The organism is Chromatium okenii, from assembly GCF_002958735.1.
GTDB lineage: Bacteria > Pseudomonadota > Gammaproteobacteria > Chromatiales > Chromatiaceae > Chromatium > Chromatium okenii_A.
On sequence record NZ_PPGH01000037.1, the window covers coordinates 248,489 to 272,171 of the forward strand.

At 46.1% G+C, this 23,683-nt stretch carries 16 protein-coding genes and 1 pseudogene; 5 read left to right on the forward strand and 12 right to left on the reverse strand.

What is annotated here, in order from left to right:
- Positions 1–267 precede the first annotated feature (267 nt).
- Together CXB77_RS13050 and CXB77_RS13055 are read left to right on the forward strand one after the other, a co-directional pair.
- Positions 268–3,237, forward strand: coding sequence for a class I SAM-dependent DNA methyltransferase (locus CXB77_RS13050; RefSeq protein ID WP_105074249.1), 2,970 nt, complete (start codon positions 268–270; stop codon positions 3,235–3,237).
- A 259-nt stretch (positions 3,238–3,496) separates the two neighbouring features.
- A complete protein-coding gene (locus tag CXB77_RS13055; RefSeq protein WP_105074250.1) occupies positions 3,497–4,300 on the forward strand; it encodes a Rha family transcriptional regulator in 804 nt (267 codons plus the stop codon).
- Between the two features lie 198 nt (positions 4,301–4,498).
- Here CXB77_RS13055 and CXB77_RS13060 read toward each other — a convergent pair whose 3' ends face one another.
- The 4 genes from CXB77_RS13060 to groES all read right to left on the reverse strand — a co-directional run bounded on the left by CXB77_RS13060 (position 4,499) and on the right by groES (position 8,650).
- Positions 4,499–5,134 carry a hypothetical protein gene (locus CXB77_RS13060; RefSeq protein ID WP_146108822.1) on the reverse strand — a complete coding sequence of 212 codons (636 nt, stop codon included), beginning with the start codon at positions 5,132–5,134 and terminating at the stop codon, positions 4,499–4,501.
- A gap of 357 nt (positions 5,135–5,491) precedes the next feature.
- The gene (locus tag CXB77_RS13065; protein ID WP_105074252.1) at positions 5,492–6,166 is read right to left on the reverse strand and encodes a PEP-CTERM sorting domain-containing protein; all 675 of its coding nucleotides are present in this window, start codon (positions 6,164–6,166) and stop codon (positions 5,492–5,494) included.
- Between the two features lie 478 nt (positions 6,167–6,644).
- Entirely contained in the window at positions 6,645–8,294 is a 1,650-nt protein-coding gene (gene groL, locus CXB77_RS13070) for a chaperonin GroEL (protein WP_105074253.1), read from the reverse strand.
- A 65-nt stretch (positions 8,295–8,359) separates the two neighbouring features.
- Entirely contained in the window at positions 8,360–8,650 is a 291-nt protein-coding gene (gene groES / locus CXB77_RS13075) for a co-chaperone GroES (RefSeq protein WP_105072442.1), read from the reverse strand.
- A 120-nt stretch (positions 8,651–8,770) separates the two neighbouring features.
- Between groES and CXB77_RS13080 the strand changes: the two genes are divergently transcribed.
- A complete protein-coding gene (locus CXB77_RS13080; protein WP_105074254.1) occupies positions 8,771–9,547 on the forward strand; it encodes a TatD family hydrolase in 777 nt (258 codons plus the stop codon).
- A complete protein-coding gene (locus CXB77_RS13085) occupies positions 9,544–10,275 on the forward strand; it encodes a tRNA threonylcarbamoyladenosine dehydratase (protein WP_105074255.1) in 732 nt (243 codons plus the stop codon). The genes CXB77_RS13080 and CXB77_RS13085 overlap by 4 nt, the downstream gene beginning before the upstream one ends.
- On the opposite strand, the gene CXB77_RS13090 is transcribed toward CXB77_RS13085, so the two are convergent.
- The 6 genes and pseudogenes from CXB77_RS13090 to CXB77_RS13120 all read right to left on the reverse strand — a co-directional run bounded on the left by CXB77_RS13090 (position 10,272) and on the right by CXB77_RS13120 (position 19,980).
- Positions 10,272–11,477, reverse strand: a complete 1,206-nt coding sequence (locus CXB77_RS13090) for an exo-beta-N-acetylmuramidase NamZ family protein (RefSeq protein ID WP_105072435.1) — start codon at positions 11,475–11,477, stop codon at positions 10,272–10,274. The two genes, CXB77_RS13085 and CXB77_RS13090, sit on opposite strands and share 4 nt — an antisense overlap.
- A pseudogene (locus CXB77_RS13100) lies at positions 11,458–13,970 on the reverse strand (ATP-binding protein). Before CXB77_RS13100 ends, CXB77_RS13090 begins: the two are co-directional and overlap by 20 nt.
- 90 nt (positions 13,971–14,060) lie before the next feature.
- Positions 14,061–15,383: a transporter substrate-binding domain-containing protein gene (locus CXB77_RS13105; RefSeq protein ID WP_105074258.1), complete on the reverse strand. Its 1,323-nt coding sequence runs from the start codon at positions 15,381–15,383 to the stop codon at positions 14,061–14,063.
- 3 nt (positions 15,384–15,386) lie between these two features.
- Positions 15,387–17,339 (reverse strand): PAS domain S-box protein, encoded by a 1,953-nt coding sequence (locus CXB77_RS13110; protein WP_105074259.1) that lies wholly within the window; start codon positions 17,337–17,339, stop codon positions 15,387–15,389.
- 45 nt (positions 17,340–17,384) lie between these two features.
- Complete coding sequence (locus tag CXB77_RS13115) at positions 17,385–18,869, reverse strand: RimK family protein (protein ID WP_105074260.1); 1,485 nt, start codon at positions 18,867–18,869, stop codon at positions 17,385–17,387.
- Entirely contained in the window at positions 18,862–19,980 is a 1,119-nt protein-coding gene (locus CXB77_RS13120; RefSeq protein WP_105074261.1) for a GNAT family N-acetyltransferase/peptidase C39 family protein, read from the reverse strand. The genes CXB77_RS13115 and CXB77_RS13120 overlap by 8 nt, the downstream gene beginning before the upstream one ends.
- 173 nt (positions 19,981–20,153) lie before the next feature.
- On the opposite strand from CXB77_RS13120, the gene argE reads away from it, so the two are divergent.
- Positions 20,154–21,308: an acetylornithine deacetylase gene (gene argE / locus CXB77_RS13125; protein WP_105074262.1), complete on the forward strand. Its 1,155-nt coding sequence runs from the start codon at positions 20,154–20,156 to the stop codon at positions 21,306–21,308.
- A 32-nt stretch (positions 21,309–21,340) separates the two neighbouring features.
- Here the strand turns inward: argE and yjgA are convergent, their stop codons facing one another.
- Both yjgA and recJ read right to left on the reverse strand, forming a co-directional pair.
- Positions 21,341–21,859, reverse strand: coding sequence for a ribosome biogenesis factor YjgA (yjgA, locus tag CXB77_RS13130; RefSeq protein WP_105074263.1), 519 nt, complete (start codon positions 21,857–21,859; stop codon positions 21,341–21,343).
- A 17-nt stretch (positions 21,860–21,876) separates the two neighbouring features.
- Complete coding sequence (gene recJ, locus CXB77_RS13135; RefSeq protein WP_242445705.1) at positions 21,877–23,586, reverse strand: single-stranded-DNA-specific exonuclease RecJ; 1,710 nt, start codon at positions 23,584–23,586, stop codon at positions 21,877–21,879.
- Between the last annotated feature and the right edge of the window lie 97 nt (positions 23,587–23,683).

Here is a 23,683-nt window from a genome sequence, read left to right on the forward strand (position 1 = left end):
AGTTTAGCGGTATCGGTTGATCTGAGGCAATGCTGATGCGTGGAGCTAAACAGAGAACGGGGTGAAATGTGCGCAGAATAAGACTTTATTTCCTTATTTATAAGCAGCAATCGTAGGTTAGGTTGACGCAGTCAACCCAACTGCAAAGCATGAAAACCTGCGCTTGTGCGATAACGATGCAATTCAATTGCAGTGATGTTGGCGTAAGTTGTTGGGTTGCCAACAGCGGCAACCAAATCGACTATTTTATTCCAGAGTATTATATTAATGACACCCGAACAATTTATTGCCAAATGGCAAATCTCCACCTTGAAAGAAAGCTCTGGATCGCAGGAGCATTTTATTGATTTGTGTCGATTATTAAATGAGCCAACGCCAGCGGAAATTGATCCAGTTGGCGCGTGTTATTGCTTTGAACGCGGAGCGAAAAAAACCACGGGCAGCGATGGCTGGGCGGATGTGTGGAAACGCAATTGCTTTGGCTGGGAATACAAAGGCAAACGCAAAAACTTGAATGAAGCCTTTGTCCAACTGCATCGCTACGCTCCCGCATTAGAAAATCCGCCGTTGTTAATTGTTTCCGATATGGAACGGATTATTATTCATACCGCATTTAATGGGACGGTTTCTAAAGAACATGTGTTGCAGTTGGATGATTTACGCATTCCCGCCAGATTGCAATTATTAAAATGGGCATTTTCTGAACCGGAGCGTTTGCGCCCCACGCTCACCACAGCGGCATTAACGGAAGATGCAGCGCGACAATTTGGTCAATTGGCACAAACATTATGTGAACGTGGTCACGATACCCAACAGGTCGCGCATTTTTGCCAGCAAATGCTGTTTTGTTTTTTCGCTGAAGATATTGGTTTATTGCCAAATAAACTGTTTAGTGAATTATTGAAAAACGGGCAGAAGCGTTTGGAACATTTGCCGCAAACGCTCACCAATTTATTTAATACAATGGCAACTGGTGGATTCTTTGGGAATGATCCGGTTGATTGGTTTAATAGCGGGTTATTTGATGCTGCTGCGCCGTTGCCATTAACCGGAACTGATGTGCAAAAATTGCGGAAATTGGCGGAGTTGAATTGGTCAGCGATTGAACCCAGTATTTTCGGCACGTTATTTGAGCGCGGATTGGATCCAAATCAACGTGAACAACTCGGTGCGCATTACACTGATCCGGCATCCATTATGCGGCTGGTCAATCCGGTGGTGCTTGATCCATTGCGCGAAGAATGGGCTGCTGCAAAATTAACCATTCATCAATTGCTTGAAAAAAGCACTCAGCAGCAGCAGGAAGCCGATGAATTAAGCAAAAGTCAGGTCACAACAAAAGCAAAAAAGGCAGCAGAAAAGGCTTTGAAAGCGGCACTGTCTTTTAACACTAAAACACAAAATCAAATTGAAAACATTTTTCGGGATTTTTTCAATCGGCTGCAAAATTTCCGCGTCCTTGATCCTGCTTGCGGTTCGGGAAACTTTTTATTATTGGCATTGCGCGGATTGAAAAATTTGGAACACGAGGTGATTTTAGAATCTGAGCGTTTAGGATTGCCGCGCAGCTTTATAGCGGTCGGACCAGAAAATGTGCTGGGCATTGAATTAAATTCCTATGCAGCAGAATTGGCGCGAGTGACGGTGTGGATTGGTGAAATTCAATGGATGTTGAATCACGGTTTTTCATTGGCAAAAAATCCAATTTTGAAAACAATTCATATCATTGACCAACGTGATGCAGTGGTGAATGCAGACGGCAGCGAACCGAATTGGCCAGCCGCTGATGTGATTGTCGGTAATCCGCCGTTTTTAGGTGGAAGTAAAAAGCGCAGTATATTGGGTGATGATTATTTTACGGCATTGGAAACGATTTATTCTGGACGCATTCCCGCAGGTGCGGATTTGGTGACGTATTGGTTTGAAAAGGCGCGAATGCAAATTGAAATGGGAAAATCTAACGCTGCTGGTTTGGTGTCAACCAATTCAATTCGTGGCGGCGCAAATCGTCAGGTATTGGAGCGCATTTGTGAGACGACGACTATTTTTAATGCGTGGTCAGATGAGCCGTGGATTAACAGCGGCGCAGCAGTGCGCGTCAGTTTGATTTGCTTTGGGAATACGAAATTAAAGCCAGTTTTGAATAATGCAGAAGTTGCAGCAATTTATGCAGATTTGACGGCTGGTAATAATGAAGTGACATCGGATTTAACTACAGCAAAGTCGTTAGTTGAAAATGCTGGCGCAAGTTTTCAGGGATCGCAAAAAATCGGCGCTTTTGATATTTCAGGTGATTTGGCGCGGGAATGGTTGACGTTACCTAATCCGCACGGAAAACCAAATAGCAATGTATTAAAACCGAGCTGGAATGGATTAGATGTTACGCGCCGCCCGCGTGATGGTTGGATTATTGATTTCGGCGTGAAAATGCCAGAAATGGAAGCAGCTTTTTATGAAGTGCCGTTTGATTATGTCGTGACACATGTCAAACCTGAGCGCATTAAAAATAATCGTGCAGTGCGTGCAAAATACTGGTGGCGTCACGGTGATCCACAACCAGCGATGCGCAGTGCATTAAAAGATTTGCCGCGTTATATTGCTACATCTGAAGTAGCCAAACATCGTATTTTTTCTTGGCTTAATGCTGCTATTTTACCAGATAAAAGATTGATTATTATCGCTCGTGCCGATGATGTTATTTTTGGTATTTTGAATTCCCATTTCCATGAAATATGGGCATTGCGAACAGGAGCTAGTTTAGGATTAACGCCATGTTATAGACCAAGCATCACATTTGAAACCTTTCCATTTCCAATGGGTTTAACGCCAGCGGATACGAACGGCGCAATTGAAACTTTAGACAGCGGCGCAATTATTCCGACGGTTGCAGCAGAATATCGAGATCATGCAATCGCTATTGCGGAGGCAGCATTTCAACTCAATCAATTGCGTGAGAATTGGTTAAATCCGCCAGAATGGATTGAACGCCAGCCGGAAATTGTCGCTGGCTATCCTGAACGCATCATTGCTAAACCCGCATTTGCTGCGCAATTAAAACAGCGCACTCTGACCAACTTGTATAATAAGCGCCCAGCGTGGTTGGTGAATGCGCATGTCAAATTAGATCAGGCAGTCGCCGCAGCTTATGGCTGGGAAAATAACGCAGCGGAATTGAATGAAGCAGAGATTTTGCAGCGATTATTAGCGTTGAATCTGGCGCGGGGAAAAGCAGATTGATTTAGTAGTTGACATTGGTTTGTTGGCGTGTTTTGCTATGTCCCAAGAGGAGTCAAAACCTCGTACAGGCGGAAACGCCCCCGATAGACAGGCGGTATTTTTTTGCCCGCACTATTTATAATAGTAATCCGTCGGGAGCGGTGGTGAATAACTGAATAATCAGGAATAACTACGCGGTGCCTGTAGCCGTTTTGATCCTCCCGACTGCCTCGAATCTAATTCGAGGCTTTACATCAAAGCAAATACAGAGGTCTCCATAATGAAAACTTGCAACACTCTTTCCGCATTACCACTCACCATGACTTCCCGCGAGATCGCTGATCTTGTTGAAAAGCGCCACGACAACGTTAAGCGTACCATCGAGACGCTCGCTGAACGCGGCACTATCCGGCTTCCTCAAATTGAGGTTTTCGAGGAAATCAACAACTTAGGGTTTTCAGTTAAGCGCGAGATGTACGTTTTCACTCACGCCCACAAGCGCGACACTTTCATTGTAGTTGCCCAGCTTTCACCAGAGTTCACCGCTAAATTGGTAGACCGCTGGCAAGAACTTGAAGCCGCTGCTGCATCAACTCTGCAACAACCATCCATTCAATCTTATGCTTATACGTTGCCTTATCAGCCAATTATTGAGATTCAGATTATTGAATCTGCTGCTCGCACATTGCGCATATCAGATACCAGCGTGATTCGGATGTATGCTGAGGTTTGTAAAAACAAAGAAATCAATTCTGCTTTTCTACCGGATTATGTCGATGAACCACTGGTCAGAGCGATCACGCCGCTATTGAAAGGGATCGGACATCCACTCGCGCAGCACGTTGCCAAGACGGTCAATCCCGCATTGGAAGCAATGGGCATTCTGGAACATCTTTCCCGCAAGAGCACCGGCAACAAGATTAAATGGTTCTGGAGTTTGACCGAGGAGGGTTTGAAATACGGGCGCAATGAAACCAGTCCGAATAATCCCCGCGAGACGCAGCCGCTGTTTTTCGTGGAGCGTTTTCCTGAGTTATTAGCGCGATTGGATGCGTATATCAATCCACAATCCTTGCCGCTTTAAATCCCCCAACCCCCCTTTTTCAAAGGGGGTTTTTTCTGATGGGATTTTTTGAATAAACGCAGACACAAAAAAAGCCCCGCATTCACGGGGCTTTTTTAAGCGCACTGCGCGAGGCAATTATTGATTGTCGGGGGTGAATAAATTGCTGTTATAAATGGTAACGACCGTATCGTTATTCAGTCGTCACCATTAAGATAACTATGCTTTCAGCAATCGAGTTCTAAAGCCAATCATGCCGGCTGCTAATAACAACAGTGTGCCGGGTACTGGGACTTCGCCAGTTAATGTGAACGTGTAAGTGCTTATCTTGCCATTAACCACTGCCACTGGAGTTTCTGGCAAAGTCATTGAAAGGATGCCACCGCCAGCAAAGGTTACTTTGAATACGGAGTTTGCTGCACTGCCGTTGTTAAAAAGGACAGTGTTAAATGCTTCCCACTGGTTAAAGAGTGAATCAGAATCAATATCAACTGCAAATAGATACGCTTCTGTGCGATTAAATCCGCTGAACGACAAACTAATGTTGTCAACTCGGTCAGTGCTTCCGCTGTTTAGCGTTATGGTCTTGTTGCCGCTCGTTGGATAAGTACTATCCTTGTTATCAAAATGCCGAGTAGTGTCTCCAATCGTGAAATCAAAACCAATAATATCAAGACTGGAACTCGCTAGATTGGATAGCGTCCACCCAGAAACATTTAAGGTGTGACCGGTAATACCGACCTCAGAGCTACCAGTAATCTCAAGTTGAGCACTCACCGGATAAGCCTGAGCAGTTCCAAACACTGCAAGCGTTAATCCCAATCCGAGCAACGATTTGGTCATGTTATTGAACATCTGATACCTCTTTAGTTGACTAGCCAAAATGCGCCATGAATACAAGCGCAGAACTTTAAGCAAAAATAATTCCAAAGATAAATTTTAATCTTAAATCAAGGCGATATGTTTTTATCCGTTTCCAAAAATAACCGTGTGTTCGCCGCTTTGTAAAAAAACTCGACAGTTATTCGCTGGTTTCAGACGTGATTGCAGATTGTCTTTGAAACTGCATTGTAAAAAAAGCTGATAGGCATCGCTGAAGTGCAAAGTACAGACACAAAAAAAGCCCCGCATTCACGGGGCTTTTCATTTCAATTGATCGACGTGATGCAGTAGTGAGTGCGAATGGTTATTGACCGCAACCGACCCGTTTAATTAAGCCGCTTGACGCCGCCGCGCTGCGCCCAAACCAGCAAAACCAATACCAAGTAGGGTGAGGGCAGTGGGTTCGGGTATTGCGTTGTCTGGAGTATTGGTGGTGTTAGCTGCAACTACTGTTTGCCCAGTATTGAAGCTGCCAAACGTTGATGCGCCACTGCTCGCCCAAATGAAGTCACTGTATTGATTGCCGGTTCCGGTTAATTGCAGTGAATGACCTACTGGTGTTGCATTCGATTCAGAAACATCGATGTTGGTGCTGGGCAAACCATTGGCTGAACCACCGACCGCCGTGAAAGAACCTTCATAGCTGAGAAATTGCACAACTGTATTCAAATTATTCACCAGCGCAATGCCGTCAGGAGCGCCATTTTGAATTCCGTCTTGTGGGTAATTAAATACTAGTGTACCAAAGCCACTGTTATTTTGATTACCAAATGTACCCAAAAGCAATTTCGTGCTATTTATGTCATACAGTTCGCTATCAGCTCCATTATAAAGCACCAATGACCAACCCGTGAGATCAGTACCGGCAGTGCCAAATAATTCGATGGCCTCGCCCGTATCAGTACTTATGTTGTCATAATGAATTTCGTTGATAAAAACGATAGGGCTGGCAAAAACAATAGGTGTTGCGATGAATAACAACATCGCCAAGTATTTTTTACGCATCGAAGAATTCCTTCTTTGTTAGGCGTTATGCAGTTGAAAGTGAGGTCGTTGATTTATGAAAACGCGATTGTGCACTGCACAAACCAAATGTCAATGAAATGAGACATTTAGGAATCCAACTGCGCAACGCCTATCCGTTTAATTTCATTAACTAACAGAGTGAAAACGAAAACACGCCTATCTAAAGCAAAAATAATTCCAAAGATAAATTTTGATCTTAAATCAAGGCGATATGTTTTTATCCGTTTCCAAAAATAACCGTGTGTTCGCCGCTTTGTAAAAAAACTCGACAGCTATTCGCTTGTTTCAAGTGTTGTTGTGGATAGTCTTGGAGATGGAGTTGTAAAAAAAGTTGACAGCAGGCGTTCCATTTTGCCGCACATTCAGTTGCGACAACGGTCGGCATTGAATGTACAGACACAAAAAAGCCCCGCATTCACGGGGCTTTTTTCATTCACAAGCGCAGTGCGCTGGGCAACTACATCATTCCGCTCATTCCACCCATGCCGCCCATGCCACCCATATCACCGCCAGCCATTGGCGCATCATCCTTTGGCTCTTCGGCAATCATCGCCTCGGTGGTAATCATCAGACCGGCAACCGAAGCCGCGTTTTGCAGCGCCGAGCGTGTGACTTTGGTCGGATCCAAAATGCCCATCGCTACCATGTCGCCGTATTCGCCATTGGCTGCGTTGTAGCCAAAATTGCCAGAACCTTCAACGACTTTGTGCAGAATGACCGACGGCTCTTCGCCAGCGTTGGCGACGATTTGACGCAGCGGCTCTTCCATCGCCCGACATGCGATCTTGATGCCTACATCTTGATCGTGATTCGCACCAGTCAAGCTCTTGACTGCTGCCTGAGCGCGAACCAATGCGACGCCGCCGCCGGGGACGATGCCTTCTTCAACCGCAGCACGAGTCGCATGAAGCGCATCTTCAACCCGCGCCTTCTTCTCTTTCATTTCCATTTCAGTCGCTGCGCCGACCTTAATGACGGCCACGCCGCCAGCCAGCTTCGCCAACCGTTCCTGCAACTTCTCGCGGTCGTAATCGGAACTGGTTTCCTCAACCTGAGCGCGAATCTGCTCGCAACGTGCCTTGATGTCGATCTCAGAACCGGAGCCATCAATGATGGTGGTTTCATCCTTGGCAACCTGAACGCGCTTGGCCGTACCCAGCTCGTTAATGGTCGCTTTCTCAAGGGACAGCCCAACTTCCTCAGCAATCACGGTCGCGCCAGTCAGCACTGCGATGTCCTGCAACATCGCTTTGCGGCGATCACCGAAACCGGGAGCCTTGACTGCGCAGACTTTCACAATGCCGCGCAGCGTGTTAACGACCAACGTTGCCAGCGCCTCGCCTTCGACATCTTCAGCGACGATCAGCAGCGGACGACCCGCTTTGGCGACTGCTTCCAGCACTGGCAGCAATTCGCGGATGTTGGAAATCTTCTTGTCGTGCAACAAGATATACGGATTATCCAGCTCGGCGCTCTGGCTCTGCTGATTGTTAATGAAGTAGGGCGACAAATAGCCGCGATCAAACTGCATCCCTTCAACTACATCCAATTCGTTGTTCAGCGAAGTGCCATCTTCAACGGTGATGACGCCTTCCTTACCGACCTTTTCCATCGCCTCAGCAATGATGTTGCCGATGGATTCATCGGAATTGGCGGAAATCGTGCCGACCTGCGCGATTTCCTTGTTATTCGTGCAAGGCTTGGAAATGGTCTTGAGTTCAGCGACTGCTGCTTCAACGGCTTTATCCATGCCGCGCTTCAAATCCATTGGATTCATGCCGGCAGCAACGGCTTTCAAACCTTCACGCACCATCGCCTGCGCCAGCACCGTTGCAGTGGTCGTACCGTCGCCAGCGATGTCAGAAGTTTTGGACGCAACTTCCTTGACCATCTGTGCGCCCATGTTCTCGAACTTGTCTCTCAGCTCGATTTCTTTGGCGACCGAAACGCCGTCCTTGGTCACGGTCGGAGCACCGTAGGATTTTTCCAACACCACGTTGCGACCTTTTGGACCGAGCGTCACCTTGACCGCATTGGCCAAAATGTTCACGCCTTCCATCATGCGGGCACGGGCATCACCACCAAACTTCACGTCTTTTGCGCTCATCGTTTACATTCCTGAAAAGTTAATTAGAAAGTTGAATTGACTGAAAAAAACACTGGAGCGGAGGTTTAGCCCTCAACGACACCCATGATGTCTTCTTCGCGCATCACCAAAAAGTCTTTGCCGTCGATCTTGACTTCCGTGCCGGAATACTTGCCAAACAACACGCGGTCGCCGACTTTGACATCCAGCGGACGCACTGTGCCGTTCTCCAAAATCTTGCCGTTGCCAGCAGCGATGACTTCGCCTTGAATCGGCTTCTCGGTTGCGGAATCGGGAATCACGATCCCACCAGCAGTGGTGCGTTCCTCATCCATGCGGCGGATAACTACGCGGTCGTGCAGAGGACGAATCGTCATAAAACAGTGCTCCTGATTAGATTTGAAAGTGAAAATGAGGGTGCTGTTAGCACTCACCGATAACGAGTGCCAATAGTAGGGGCAAATCCTCGAGTGTCAAGCCTTGGATCAAACTGTGCCATGCCACTGATTGATACCCATTGTCATTTAGATGTTGCCGTGTTTGACGCAGATCGCACTGCCGTCATGCAGCGCAGCGCGGCAGCGGGCGTGACCGATATTGTCGTGCCGGGCATTAGCGCCGCTGGCTGGGCAAAACTGCTGGCGCTGTGCGCTGACGCAAAAATGAATCGACCAATGCTGCATCCCGCACTCGGTTTGCACCCGCTATTTTTAGCGCAACATCAGCCAGTTGATCTCGCCGCACTCGCCCGCGCCGTGCGCCAGCAACCGCTCATCGCCATCGGAGAAATTGGTTTGGATTTCTATAACGCAGACTGCGATCCGCCGCGCCAGCAAGCGTTATTTGCTGCGCAATTAGCCATCGCGCAGGAGGCGAATTTGCCAGTGCTGCTGCATGTGCGCCGCGCCCACGATGCAGCTTTATTGACATTGCGGCGGTTTCCACAGGTGACTGGCATCGTTCATGCGTTCAACGGCAGCCCGCAGCAGGCAGCGCACTATCTGGCGCGGGGTTTCAAACTCGGTTTTGGCGGAGCGTTGACGTTTGAACGCGCCAGCAAATTGCGCCGACTTGCTGCCGAATTGCCGCTGGATGCCCTCGTGTTAGAAACCGATGCCCCCGATATGGCTGGTGCTGCACATCGCGGCGAACGCAACAGCCCGGAATATCTGCCGGAAGTGCTCGCCACGCTCGCCGCACTCCGCCACACCGATGCAGCGACACTCGCCGCTGCGACGACCGCCAACGCTCGCGCCGTATTGCATTTGCCATGACCAACCACGAACCACTTTATGAACGCACCCGCATTCTTGTCGGCGACGCCGGCATTGAACGCCTGCGCAGCAGTCGCGTACTTATCGCCGGATTAGGCGGAGTGGGCGCATTTGCTGCCGAGGCACTCGCCCGTGCCGGCGTGGGCGCGTTGACGCTCGCCGATCACGATCACGTTGCTGCCTCAAATCTCAACCGCCAACTGGTCGCGCTCCATTCGACGCTGGCGCAGCGCAAAACTGCGGTCATGGCCGAGCGCATCGTTGACATCAATCCGGCTTGTCAGGTAACGCGAATTGACGAATTTCTCGCGGCTGGCGACATAGAAAATCTGTTAATTCCCAATCACTTCGATCACATCATCGACGCAATTGATAGCCTGAATAGCAAGCTGGCGCTGTTGGAAACTGCGTTGCAGCGCGGCATTCCGATTGTCAGCAGCATGGGCGCGGGCGGGCGGCTTGATCCAACGCGGGTGCGGGTCGGCGATATTGCGGAAACGCGCATTTGCCCACTGGCGCGGGAAGTGCGGCAACGGCTGCGGCGACGCGGAATCACCGCCGGTTTAACCGTTGTTTGGTCGGATGAACAACCGCATCCCGCGCAGCCGCCGGAGGAGACTGGGCGCGGACGACCGCGAGCTGTGAATGGCAGCATTAGTTATTTGCCGTCGCTATTCGGTTTAATGCTGGCGGGAATTACGGTGCAACGGTTATTAACAACGGCTTAATAACGATGAAAAGGTGCGCTAATTTCTGCCCATTGTTGTTCATCAGCGCAGAGCCGTTGCTCGAAATCTTCTGGCAACGCAGCGGAATCATCCACCCATTCACGGAAAAAACTGCTGCCGGTCAATAAATCAATCGCCAGCCGCTCAGTTTCGTATTCATACGCGAATTGTCGCCACAGTGGATAATCAGGATATTCCCAGCGCAGACATTTGAAAAACAGCGCCATCAAGCGATACGGACGGAATTGATAATGTTGATACGCAGCAGTATCGGTGTGCAATTGAAACCCAGCGCAAAGTTGACCTGCATGTTTATGAAATGTCGGCTCAAACCAGCAAGGACGAATCAACACACCATTAAGCCAATTCGGGCATTCGCGCTGCATTCGCGCTAATATCTGCGTCATATCAAGATCGGGTGCGCCAACGATTTCCAACGCAACCGTCGTTCCGCGTCCTTCCGATAACGTCGTTCCTTCTAATAACACGGTTCCGGGAAAACATCGCGCCATGTTCAAACTTGACGCATTCGGACTGGGATTCACCCACGGCAATTGATTAACCGGCCAACCAAAACCGGGCGCTGCATTTGGCTGATAATTTTCCATTTCAATAATATGTAAATCAATATCCAGTTTCTGCGAGTTCACAAACCATCGCGCCAATTCACCAAATGTTAAACCGTGACGCATCAGCAACGGTCCAGCACCGACAAAACTTTCCCAACCTAATTCTAAAATTGTGCCTTCCAGCGGTCGCCCAATTGGATTGGGACGATCTAAAACCCATACCGTTTTACTGTGCGCAGCGCAGGCTTCGAGGAGATAAATTAGCGTGGTCACATAGGTATAAATTCGCGTCCCAATATCCTGTAAATCAATGAGCAACACATCAAAACAATCGAGCATTGCGGGCGTCGGTTCGCGCACCGTTCCATAAAGACTAAACACCGGAATACCGTGATGCACATCAATTGCATCTGGCGTCTCAATCATATTGTCTTGTTTATCACCGCGCATTCCGTGTTGCGGTCCAAATGCAGCGACGATATTCAATTCATTCAGCGCCATTAACGCATCCAAACTGTGCTGACCTGCTGCGGTGAATGACGCTGGATGTCCCAATAATGCGACGCGCCGCCCATGCAATGGCTGGCGCAGTGTTGGGTTAATTAAAAGACGATCAATACCAAGCATTATCATTATTCATTTCCAGTGTTTCGGATTCACCAATTAAACCGTCAAGTAATGCGACTGCCTTAACAAACCGATACATTTCTAAATGCCCTTTGAGCGCGGCAAGCACTGGCGCGGATAATCCTGCTGCACACTGCAACTGTTTTTCACGCAAAAAATCCTCCGCAGTTGGATCGTGTTCACGCGCAAGACGACGCAATTCAAGCAATATGGATTTGAATTCAGGATCATTTACCGCTACAACTTCTAGCGGCATTGCAGGTGCACGATTCAATACCATTTCCGGTACTAATTTGGGTGATAAGGCTGACCTTTCTGCAATACCAAACCAAGCATTAAAAGAAAAGGTGCTGCCAATACCGTATCGACTTTCAACGCTGATTTCACCGCCCATCATGCTAACCAAATGCCGACAAATAGATAATCCTAATCCAGTGCCACCATAACGACGTGTAATTGAACTATCTGCTTGGGTAAATCGCTGAAACAATAGACTCGTTTGTTCTTTCTTCAACCCATGCCGGTATCACGCACCCGAAATTCGATATGCACTCGATCTGCTGTTTCATTCAATTTACGAATCACAATTTCAATGCTGCCTGATTCAGTAAATTTAACCGCATTGCTACTGAGATTGGTCAAAATTTGCTCCAAACGCAACGGATCGCCAATTAACACCCGTGGCAAATCCGATGCTCGCATAATTTGTAACCCCAAGCCTTTAATTTCTGCTGAGTGACCAATTACTGCCACCACCTGATTAACAACCGTATCTAAATCAAAATTGTTTTTCTCTAATATCAAACGCCCGGCTTCAATTTTGGCAAAATCCAATAAATCATTAAGCAACATTAACAATGATTTTGATGCTGCGTGAGCACGCTCTAAATAATCGCGTTGTTCATTATTGAGGGCAGTTGCTAAACAAAGATGAAGCATTCCTAAAACAGCATTCATCGGAGTGCGAATTTCATGGCTCATCGTGGCTAAAAACTCGCTTTTTGCGCGATTGGCTTTTTCTGCTTTCTCTTGTGCCTGCTGTAGCTGTATCACGGCAGCACGTTGTTCAGTTAAATCAACAAATACGACTAAATAACGTTTACCCAATGTGGTTGCATGAATTTGAAAAGTTCGCGCTTGACCGTCGCGGCAGTTCACATGCACTTCCATTGGTTCAATACTGCCACCGCAGCAGCTCGCATTTTTAATACGGATATACCACTGCGCCAGCATTTCGGCGCGATACGCTGAATCTGTATTTGCCAACAACCACCAATGCGTCATATCGGGGATTTCTGCGATAGAATATCCAATCAACTCAGAAAAGCGTTGGTTAATCATCACAATACGCTCTTCTAAATCTTCAGCAACCAACATTGCAATTGGCGACCGCTCAATTAAAATCTGCATTTCGGTTTGTGTTGCGCGTAATAACGCATCACTGCGGATCAATACTTGCTCTGCCCGCTGACGTTTTTGCACTTCTCGTGTTAATGTCCAATTCCAATACAAAATCAGAACTAAAACTAAAACTGAACCACCGATTACTTGCCATAATAAGGTGTAATCAATATGCGGCGACGGTGATGTTTGCATCCAACGACTTTGAATACTATCACGCTCTCGCATCGAAATTGTCGCAATTGCGCGATCTAAAATACTCGCCAATTGTGGCCAATCTTGACGCACTGCCATTCCTAATGACATCTCATAAGGCGTAGTACCGGCCATGCGAATCTGTACCAACCCTTCGCGGCTTAGGGTATAGCTTGTGGTCACTAAACTATCAACAAACGCATCTATTTTTCGCGCATCTAGTGCCTGCAATGCTTGCTGCATGTCTGTAAAAGGCAGCAGTGTGATTTTGGAATGATCTTTTTGTAACCAATTCGCAATCGCATGATTTTCAATCACCGCGACCCGCTTGTTAGAAAGCGCATCAAGATTGCCATAAAAAGGGGCATTGATGGGCGCAAAGATAGCTACAGGAAAACTCAAATAAGGTGCAGTAAAATGAAATTGTTGTGAGCGTTCTAATGTTTGAGCGATTGCCGGCAGCAGATCAATTTGACCGCTCTCAAGTTGGCGCAAACTTTCTGTCCAATTGGGCAAATTAACTGGCTCAAAGTGCACGCCAATCAATGCGGAGATATGATCCAAATAATCAGGGCTAATCCCATTAGGCTGATTATCATGATTGATGTATTGAATTGGCGCCCAGTCAGGATTAACGGCATAACGAATCGTTGAATGTTTCGATAGCCAAATACGTTCATCGGAACTTAAATTAATGGTGTTTTCAGTGATATTCGGTGATATCCAACGGCTTAAAATATGTTGCATTTCTTGCGGCGAAATCGCCGCCATTGCCTTGTTCATTAAACTATGTAGTTCAGGGTATTCACGGCGAATTGAATAACAAAGATCAATGTTACTATTGGGAACAGGAAAGGCTGCTTGGATATTAGGCACTAATTGTTTGCGTAGTGCTGGCAACATCGCTAAACCAGAAATAATGGCGTCAATTTTATTGTTTAATAATTGACCTATCAGTGCCTGATAGTTATCTTCAAGCGTGATAATCCCTGGTCATTTTGCTAAAATTTTTTTATCTGACAAATTGTCACGTAACAACCCAACTTTTTTACCAACAAGATCGCTCATTTTATGCAGGGATGGCTTCTGATCGTTGCGAGTAAAAATATAACGGGTTGCACCGTAAAGACTATTCGTGAATAAAAACGTCGAAGCACGTTCAGGATGCGCAACAGAAAGCGCCAACCCATATAAATCACCCTGTTCTGCCCGCGCTACCATATCAGTCCAATCGCCTAATTCAAGACGAATATGCGCACCAGTTAATGCGTTAATACGGGATAGTAAATCGGGTTCGATGCCAACAATGCCATTTTGTGTCATTTGTACATTCGGCGTCCATTGACGATCTGTTCCCAATACGATGTCAGGATGCGCGATGATCCAAGCACGTTCAGCAGCGGTTAATACTACCGTTGGTTCGGCGTTATTGAACGATGAATTACTTAGCCAGCGATTATTAATCTGAGCACGTTCTTCAGGCGTGATGGCAGCTAATGCCTTGTTAATAATTACGATCAATTCTGGCCAATCTTTACGAATTGCAATAGATACTTCCTTATGCTCGCCTTCCAGTAATCCGCCAATTTTGAATGCTAGACTAGTATTATTTTTGCGCCACCATTCCAACGTATTTTCCGCTAATAACAAATCGACATTATTATCTACCAAGGCTACAGCTAAAGCGAGATTATCATCGAATTCATTCACCTGAATCGACGGATACTGTTGTAGTATAAACCGAATATGTTGATTGCCTTTCATAATACCAACTCGTTTTCCTACGAGATCAATTAGCGTCGTCTTCTTTAAGGTGTCATCTTGGCGAATATAAAAATAGTAATATGTGTTTAAATAAATAGTCGTTAATGTCAGCGCAGTATCCCAATATGGGTTTGCTGCGGCAGCGGCTAATCCATCGATTTCATGGCGTATTGCACGCTCGCCGATAACCTGCAACGATGATCCTACATCTAACCGAATTTTAGTGTTCAAATAGTGATTAATAAGTTCTAAATAATCTACTACTATACCGGATAAACTACCATTGGCAGCACGAATTAATGCAGGTGGAAACTGATCCGACATGCCTAACACGATGTCGGGATGCGCGATTAACCAATTACGTTCAGCGGTACTCAATAAAACTTTTGGTGCATTGGGTGTAGAAGAATTTGATGCAGAAGAATCCGCCGCCATGCCGTACTGCCCGTACAGTAACAACCAGCAATACAACATTAAGCAAAAAAAACGCCTTAACCTTTCATTAAAAAATGAAAATATTAAAATAGAATTGAGTTGTGAAATGAATAACATTGCTTAACCCAAAGGAATGTGTAGCCAAACCTGAGTGCTATGCTCAATATCTGATGTTTCCATTCCAATCTTAAAACCCATAGCATCTGCCATCAATTTGGCCGAATAAGTACCCAAACCAGTGCCACCTTGTTTACCGTAAGTTTTATATTTCTCAAAAAAATCAGTGCGCACTGCTACCGGTACAGTTCCTGAATTACAAATAGTTAAAATTGTCTGCTGTTGGTGTTCTAGGTTAACAGCAATTGACGTACCCGAGTTAGATGCTTCAATGGCATTAATGAGCAAATTTGATAGCATTGAAAACAGTAACCGTTCATCAGCAGCAATAAAAAATTGCATTTGTTGTGGCGGACAAACGCCATTGAAATTGAGCTGAATTGTCACCTGTTTGCGCGTGATTTTATTCTCAAACGTATGGATCAGACGTGCCAACAACGCCAATAAATCAACAGGCTGAGGTTGATACTGATAACGTCCGGTTTCAATCTTAAAAAGATCGAGCGAAAGGTTAATCATATCGAGCATGTTCAAACCTGATTCCCGAATTAAACCGATCATCTCGCGCTGAATTGGTGTTAAATTATGATCCAATTCTAATACCTGTGGCATTCCGATAATTGCATTGAGCGGCGATTTAAGATCATGGCGCATGATTTGCTCAACGTCTTCTTTAATACGTTCTAAATTTTTGCGATCACCAATATCCTCTTTAACCGCCACATAGTTCACAATGTGTCCTGTCGCATCAACAATCGGTGAAATAGCGGCAGATTCCCAAAACAGACTGCCATCTTTTTTCCGATTCACAATTTCACCGCGCCACGATTGACCACTGGCAAGTGTTTTCCACATCGTTTCATAAAAAGTCGCATCGTGCTGACCGGATTTGAGAACACGCGGGTTATTCCCTATAACCTCTTCTTTTGTATAGCCAGTGATTTCAGAAAAATATGGATTGACGTAAAGTACTATGCCTTCTGCATCAGAAATAACGATTGATGCCTGTGCCTGTTCGACTGCTTGTACCAGTGTACGTAACTGCGCTTCCTGCGCTTTTTGAGCAGTGATATCAACTAAAATCCCTTCAATTAAATCTATGTTCCGTGCATAGTCGTGGATGAGGTATTCATGAACCATGAAATAACGCAGAGTGCCGTCGGAATGCCGAAAAGAAATTTCAAAATCAATAACTTGCTTTTCTCCTGCAATCAGTTGTCGATCATATTCACTGCGCTGCAGAGATTCTGGTGTCCAATTCACAATGCTAACCCAATTTTGCCCAATTGCTTGCTCAGGCGATAACTTGATACCAAGTAATTGAACTCCCGCGCTACAATATAATAATTCGCCCTGCAATGAATGGCTGAAAAAGATAACTTGATCTTTAAGGCGGTCGGTTAAACGATCAAATCGCGCCTGACTTTCACGTAACGCTGCTTCTGCTGATTCTCGCCGAAAAATTTCGCGGGTCAAATGCTCGGAATAAGCCAAATGTTCGTCACGTTCGCGGGTGATTTGAAGTACCTGTTCACCAGTCGCTTGGCATTGTTGGCGTGCTTTTCGTAGCAATTCTGATAATCCCAATTGTGCGCGTACTCGCGCCAGCAAAAGTTGTGGATGAACTGGTTTGGTTAAATAATCAATTGCACCAACGGCAAAACCCCGTGCTTCATCTTCAGTTTGAGTGCGGGCAGTCATAAAGATAACCGGAATTTCTTTGGTTTGCGGATTTGCTTTAAGTCTTGCGCAAACTGCATAACCATCGAGATCAGGCATCATAATATCAAGCAAAATTAAATCGGGTGAAGGCGTTGCCAATGCCAATCCAAACGCATCACGCCCATTCGTTGCTACTCGAATACGATAGTGTGCTTTAAGAACACTCGATAACAAATTAAGGTTCTCAATATGATCATCAACAATCAAAATTGATTTGCCACTTAGAGTACTCATTTATATTACAACTCCAGGATTAGATTTTTAAAAAATTAGGCGATATTAACGACACTTTCCGCCGCGTAATCGCTCCAGCCGCGCCACAAATTCACTAATGATATGAGTATACAACTGATCGCCAAGTACTTGGTCTTCGATTCCTGAATCTAGGCTTGGATTGTCGTTAACTTCAATGACCACAGGACCATTTGCCGTTTCTTTCAAATCAACACCATACAATCCGTTGCCAATTAAATCTGCGGCTCGCAATGCAGTTTTTAGCACTGCGATTGGCACCTGAGCTACATCAAGTGTTTCCGAATCACCTTCTTGATAACTACCATCGCTATCATGTTTAACAACCTGCCAATGATTGGCGCTCATTAAATACTTACACGCATATAATGGTTTACCATTGAGAATACCAATTCGCCAATCAAATGTTGTGTATAGATACTCCTGCGCTAAAATCAAATCAGACTGTTTAAATAACTGCGTGACAATTTGTGTTAATCCAGTACGATTTTCAGCTTTAAACACACCACGCGAAAATGAACCTTCTGGAATTTTCAACACAATTGGATAACCAATTTTTGCTTCTGCGTCCATGAAATTTTCACGGCGTAAAATTAACGTTTTTGGACGTGGAATGCGATGTGCTGCCAGTAATTCAGCGAGATAAACCTTATTTGTACAACGCATAATTGAATCGGGATCATCAATCACCACCATTCCTTCGCTATCGGCTTTTTTGGCAAATTTGAATGTGTGATGACCAATATGAGTGGTTTCACGAATAAATAGCGCATCGTATTCAGCTAATCGTCCATAATCTTTGCGTTGAATTAGCTCAACATTAACACCCAATGTTTTTCCTGCTTTCACAAATTTTGCTAATGCTTTTGCATCTGATGGTGGCATTTTTTCATTAGGATCGTGGAGCATTGCGAGATCGTAGCGATACGCCAATCGTGTTCTCGGTTGCCGCCAGCGTTGCGATAAATACCCGGTCAATGCTGTGAATAACATCGTTTGTACGTCACCTGTCACCGCCACCAATGGTAGTGCCGTAATTGCGCCAATACGCCAACTACCTTGTTTACGAAATTCAATGCGCAATATTGGACAGCGAAAAGTTTCAAAAATTTGCCGTGCGAGTGGTTGCAAACTTTTGACGCTGCATTGACCAAAACAAATGGTTAATTCATAAGCAGTGGGCATTAATGCGGTTGCTTTACGCCGTGCTAATAGTCGTTGCGCCAGCGCATCTAATTCTTCTGTTTCTAAACTATAAATTTCGCGGCTAGATAACTCCTGAATGGTGCGTACTGATGGAATCACTTTATGTCCGCGTGCTTCTGCTAAGAGCGAACAATAATAACCAACTGATAGATAACGATTACTGCGGCATAAATTAATCACGCGCAAATCATGTTTTGCTGCTAATTCTCCATCAGCTAAATAATCTCGTGCTGTAACCACTGGAAAACGTGGAAATTCCGGCAACCAATCTTCAGGTTGTTCAACCAATAATAAATGTTCAGCCATGTTCCACCATTTGCGGCGTCGCCCATACTAAAACGACCGCTTGTAAACCTACTTTTCCATAACGTACCATTCGCGCAAATTCATCGCGCTGAATTGGCATATCAATCGAGTCTAATGGCGTTTCACCATTGGCAATATCAACATAAGGATCATGGACATAAACAAAGTATTCATCAAAGCCAGTAATAACCACCCAGTGGGGAAATTTTTCTTGATAAATTCGATAAGAGCTAATGAGAACTAAGGGCACTGCGCCATTATCCCAACGCTGTTGCAATTTATCTAAACTGAGTGTGCCGTAAGTCATCGGAATACCAAGACGTTCAACTTCTGTTAACATTTCTTCATGCACTAAACGCATTACTTCTTTCTTTTCTAAACTCCGCACCGAATCAATGAGTGGTACGCCAGGATCATTCACAAAAACAGCAACACCAAAATCACGATGGTGTGCTGCGAGTGCCAATCCTAATGGTCCGCAACCGCCATGCCCTGAAGTCATAAATATGGTGGTTGATTCACGCCAAATACGCAATTCTAATGTTCGATTAAGTTCTAAATTAGGACGCAATGCCTGCATAGCCATCATTAACGATGATGATCCGCAGGTAAAATCAAGTGTTTGCTGATAAAATGGTACTCGTTTTAATTCTGGTTTGAAATCAGGAGAAAGGGTTTTTTCATACCGAAATGCTGCCATGTGATCGGCATAATAGTCAGAAAGTATTCCAAATCGGCGATAATCGGAATGCTCAAATAAATGTTGTGAAGCAAGGTTGTCGCGGCGAATTTCTAAACGCAAATAAGCGCGTTTACGTTGCCAAGCAGCATTTTCTGCTGCAGCAACTAATGCACGTCCAATACCTTGACCGCGGGCGCGTTGTGCCACGGCAATTGAATACAATCGCGCCACAGAAGTTGCGCGACTAAACAATAGTAATACATAGCCCAACAATCCACTTTCGTCTTCGGCAACAAGTGTTCTTGCCGAGTTGCGAATAAGCAAATAACGAAACTGACGGCGGTTGATGCGATCGCCTTCAAAACAATCTTTTTCTAAGGATAATAAAGCATTAAGATCGGTTAAGACTGCATCGCGAATTGATAACATAGTTAAGGTCGAGGAGGTCAGGGAGTGATGAACACTGGCAGCGTGAATTTTGCATCAATTTACAGCGCAAATTAAAAAATACAAGCATAATTAACGTAGAAATTCCAAACTGCACGGCGAATTGCCAGAAACTTTACATCTCCTAACAAATCTTTTTTACGAGTAACGCCATAATGAAAAAAGTTCCTTCCCTCGCTGAGATGTTGCAACATCTCATTGCAACAATGTCCGTTAGTAGTGTTAACTCTGCGTTTGATAATAGCAATCGACCGCTGATTGATTTGCTTGCGGAATGGCTCACTGCGGCAGGATTTCGCATTGAAATACTGCCAATTCCGAATCACACTGGAAAATTCAATTTATTGGGTACGCTAGGGAGCGGTACTGGTGGATTGGTGTTAGCGGGTCATACCGATACCGTTCCATTCGATGCAGCGCGTTGGACTTACGATCCGCTCATTCTCACAAAAGCGAATGAACGTTATTATGGATTAGGTACGGCGGATATGAAGTCGTTTTTTGCTTTGGCATTAGAAGCAGCACGAGGATTAACTGCTACTGATCTCACAGCGCCGTTAATGATTTTAGCTACTGCTGATGAAGAATCAGCAATGCATGGAGCACGGGCACTTGCGGCATCTGGGCGTTCATTTGGTCGTTATGCGCTGATTGGTGAACCGACTAATTTACGTCCGGTGCGATTGCATAAAGGCGTTATGGGTGAAGTAGTGCGTTTAATTGGACGCAGTGGTCACGCTAGCGATCCACGTTTTGGAAATAGTGCCCTTGATGGCATGAATACGGTCATGACTGCGCTATTAAAATGGCGAGAAGAATTGCAACAAACGTATCGACATCCAGCATTTCCAGTGCCCTATCCAACGCTCAATTTGGGTCATATTCACGGCGGAGATAATCCGAATCGCATCTGTGGTGAATGTGAATTACATGTGGATTTGCGCGTATTGCCAGGACTTGATCCTGCCGAATTGCGCAGCGAATTAGCGCGGCGCGTCAGTGTAATTGCTGAAGTGCGTGGTTTGCAATGGTCAGTAGAACCATTGTTTGCACCGATTCCTCCAGCAGAAACGCCAGCAGATTCCGCAATTGTTCGTACTTGTGAAGCCCTCAGTGGTCATGCAGCAGAAGCAGTGAGTTTTGGCACTGAAGCACCGTTTTTTAATCAATTGGGAATGGATACCGTCATCTTCGGTCCCGGCGATATTGCGCAAGCACATCAACCGGATGAGTATCTGGCGCTGGAGCGAATTCCGCCAATGCTCGATATTTTACAGAGATTGATTAAACAGTTTTGTTGTTCCGTTTAAATGCCGTTCATTCAGCACAAAACAAATCATTTCTATTCCAGTGTTTCCAAGGTCTCGCGCAATAACCGAAATAATTTGCGCGGGGCATCGGGTTTGCCGCGTTCTGCATCGCGTTGCGCAGCGCGAATTAATGTCCGTAATGGTTGCCGTTCTACATGTGGATATTGCGCAATAAAATCTGCTAACGCAGCGTCGCCTTCATTCATTAACTGCTCGCGCCAGCGTTCAATGGCATGATGCTGCGCAATTTGTTCGCGCTCGTGCGTTCCGCTATCGTCTATTAAAGCATGAACAGCGTCCATATCTTCGCGTTCTAATAAATTAGCAATGCGTTTCCAATGACGACCACGCGCCCGTTGGTCTTTAATGCGTGGTGTTTCATCAATAGCGATCCACGTTGCGGCGCTAAGATTTAAGCGTTCCAATTCACGGCGCGGCATTAGCGCCAATCGCTCCGCCAATGCTTGCAGTGCCAATTTATCGCGCTTGATTTGGCTTTTGCTTGGCCCTGAAAATTCTTCTTCTTCAAACTCTTCTGCGTATTCAGTCATCTCAAATAAACTCGTTTTTAAATGGATTGAATGGTTTGCACCAGCAATTGCACTGAACGCACACCACGATAATCATTGACGCCTAATTGATATGCCAATTGCACCTGTCCTTGTGCCAGCGGTAAATCTTCCGCTAAATTAAATCCAATCGCGTCAATTGACTGTCCAGCCGCAGTGGTGACACGCAATTTTAAATGATGCTCGCCTACAATACGCGCCTGCTCCATATTAAAGCAATCATCAAAACAGGGTGTGGGAAAATTGCGCCCCCAAGGTTGCGCTAAATGCAGCAATTCTGCGGTTTCTAAAGTCAATAACTGTGGCGGTAATGCTCCATCAGAAAGTATTTCGGGTTCCGGCGTCGTTGTCCCAAGTTGAGCGGCGACTGCGGAATGAAATAATGTTTGAAAACGTGGAAAATCTTCAATCCGCAATGTCAATCCTACTGCCATCGCGTGACCGCCAAAATGCTCAATTAATCCCGGCGCATTGTGGGCAACTTGTGCCACTGCATCACGTAAATGCACGGCGTCAATGGAGCGTCCAGAACCACGTATTTTTCCATCGCCGCTATCTGCAAAGGCAATGACCGGACGGTGATAACGTTCACGAATCCGCGCCGCAATAATACCCAATACGCCTTGATGCCAATCGTCACCATATAAGCAAAATGCGGGCGGTAATGTTGCATCATTCAAATTCAGTGAATCTAAATGCAATTCTGCTTGCTGTTTCATTTCGCTTTCAATCGTATGACGACGGCGATTGAGTTGATCTAAATCCTGTGCGAAAATCTGTGCGCGAGCTGGATCATCTGTTAATAAACATTCGACACCGAGCGACATTTCTTCTAAACGCCCCGCTGCATTCAAACGCGGAGCAATGAAAAATCCTAAATCAGCCGCATTTGCACGTTTAATGTCGCGCCCAGCAATTTGAAACAGCGCCAGCACTCCCGGACAAGCGCGTCCGGCACGAATTCGCCGCAAACCTTGTTCAACCAAAATGCGATTGTTGCGATCCAACGGCACCACGTCGGCGACCGTGCCCAGCGCGACCAAATCTAAAAAATCCGTCAGATTTGGCTCTGGACGTTTGGCGGTAAACCAGCCCGTTTCGCGCAATCGACTCCGCAGCGCGGCGAGCAGATAAAACATCACGCCGACGCCGGATAGAAATTTGCTAGGAAAATCACAGCCCGGCTGATTGGGATTGACGATAGCAGCTGCGTCGGGCAGTTGTCGTCCGGTCAGATGATGATCGGTAATCAGCACCGGAATTCCCAGTTCGTGCGCTCGTGTGACCGCTGCGGCACTGGAAATGCCATTGTCAACGGTGACGATTAACGCAGGCTGTTGTTTTGCTGCGACATCGACCACTGCCGGCGTTAATCCGTAACCAAACGCGAAACGGCTGGGGACTAAATAAGACACTTGCGCTGCGCCGAGCGCCCGCAATCCGCGCACGGCCAAGGCGCTGCCGGTCGCGCCGTCGGCATCGTAATCGCCGATGATGAGAATATGCCCACCAGCGCGAACCTGTTGTTCTAACAGGGAAACTGCGGCATCCAGTCCGCGCAATTGCTGCGCCGGTTCCAGCGCCGACAGCCCGGGCGTGACCTCAGTGTCGGCGGTGACTCCGCGATTGGCATAAACTGCATTGAGTAATGCCGCTGGCGTGGTGGCGGCAGCAATTGCGGCATGATGCGGCAGACGACGAATGTGCATGGACATTGAGATTTGAATACGCAATGGATTAAATGAAGATATCGTCACTGTAAAACGAATAGCTCATTATTGAAAGCAATCATTAAATATCACTGAT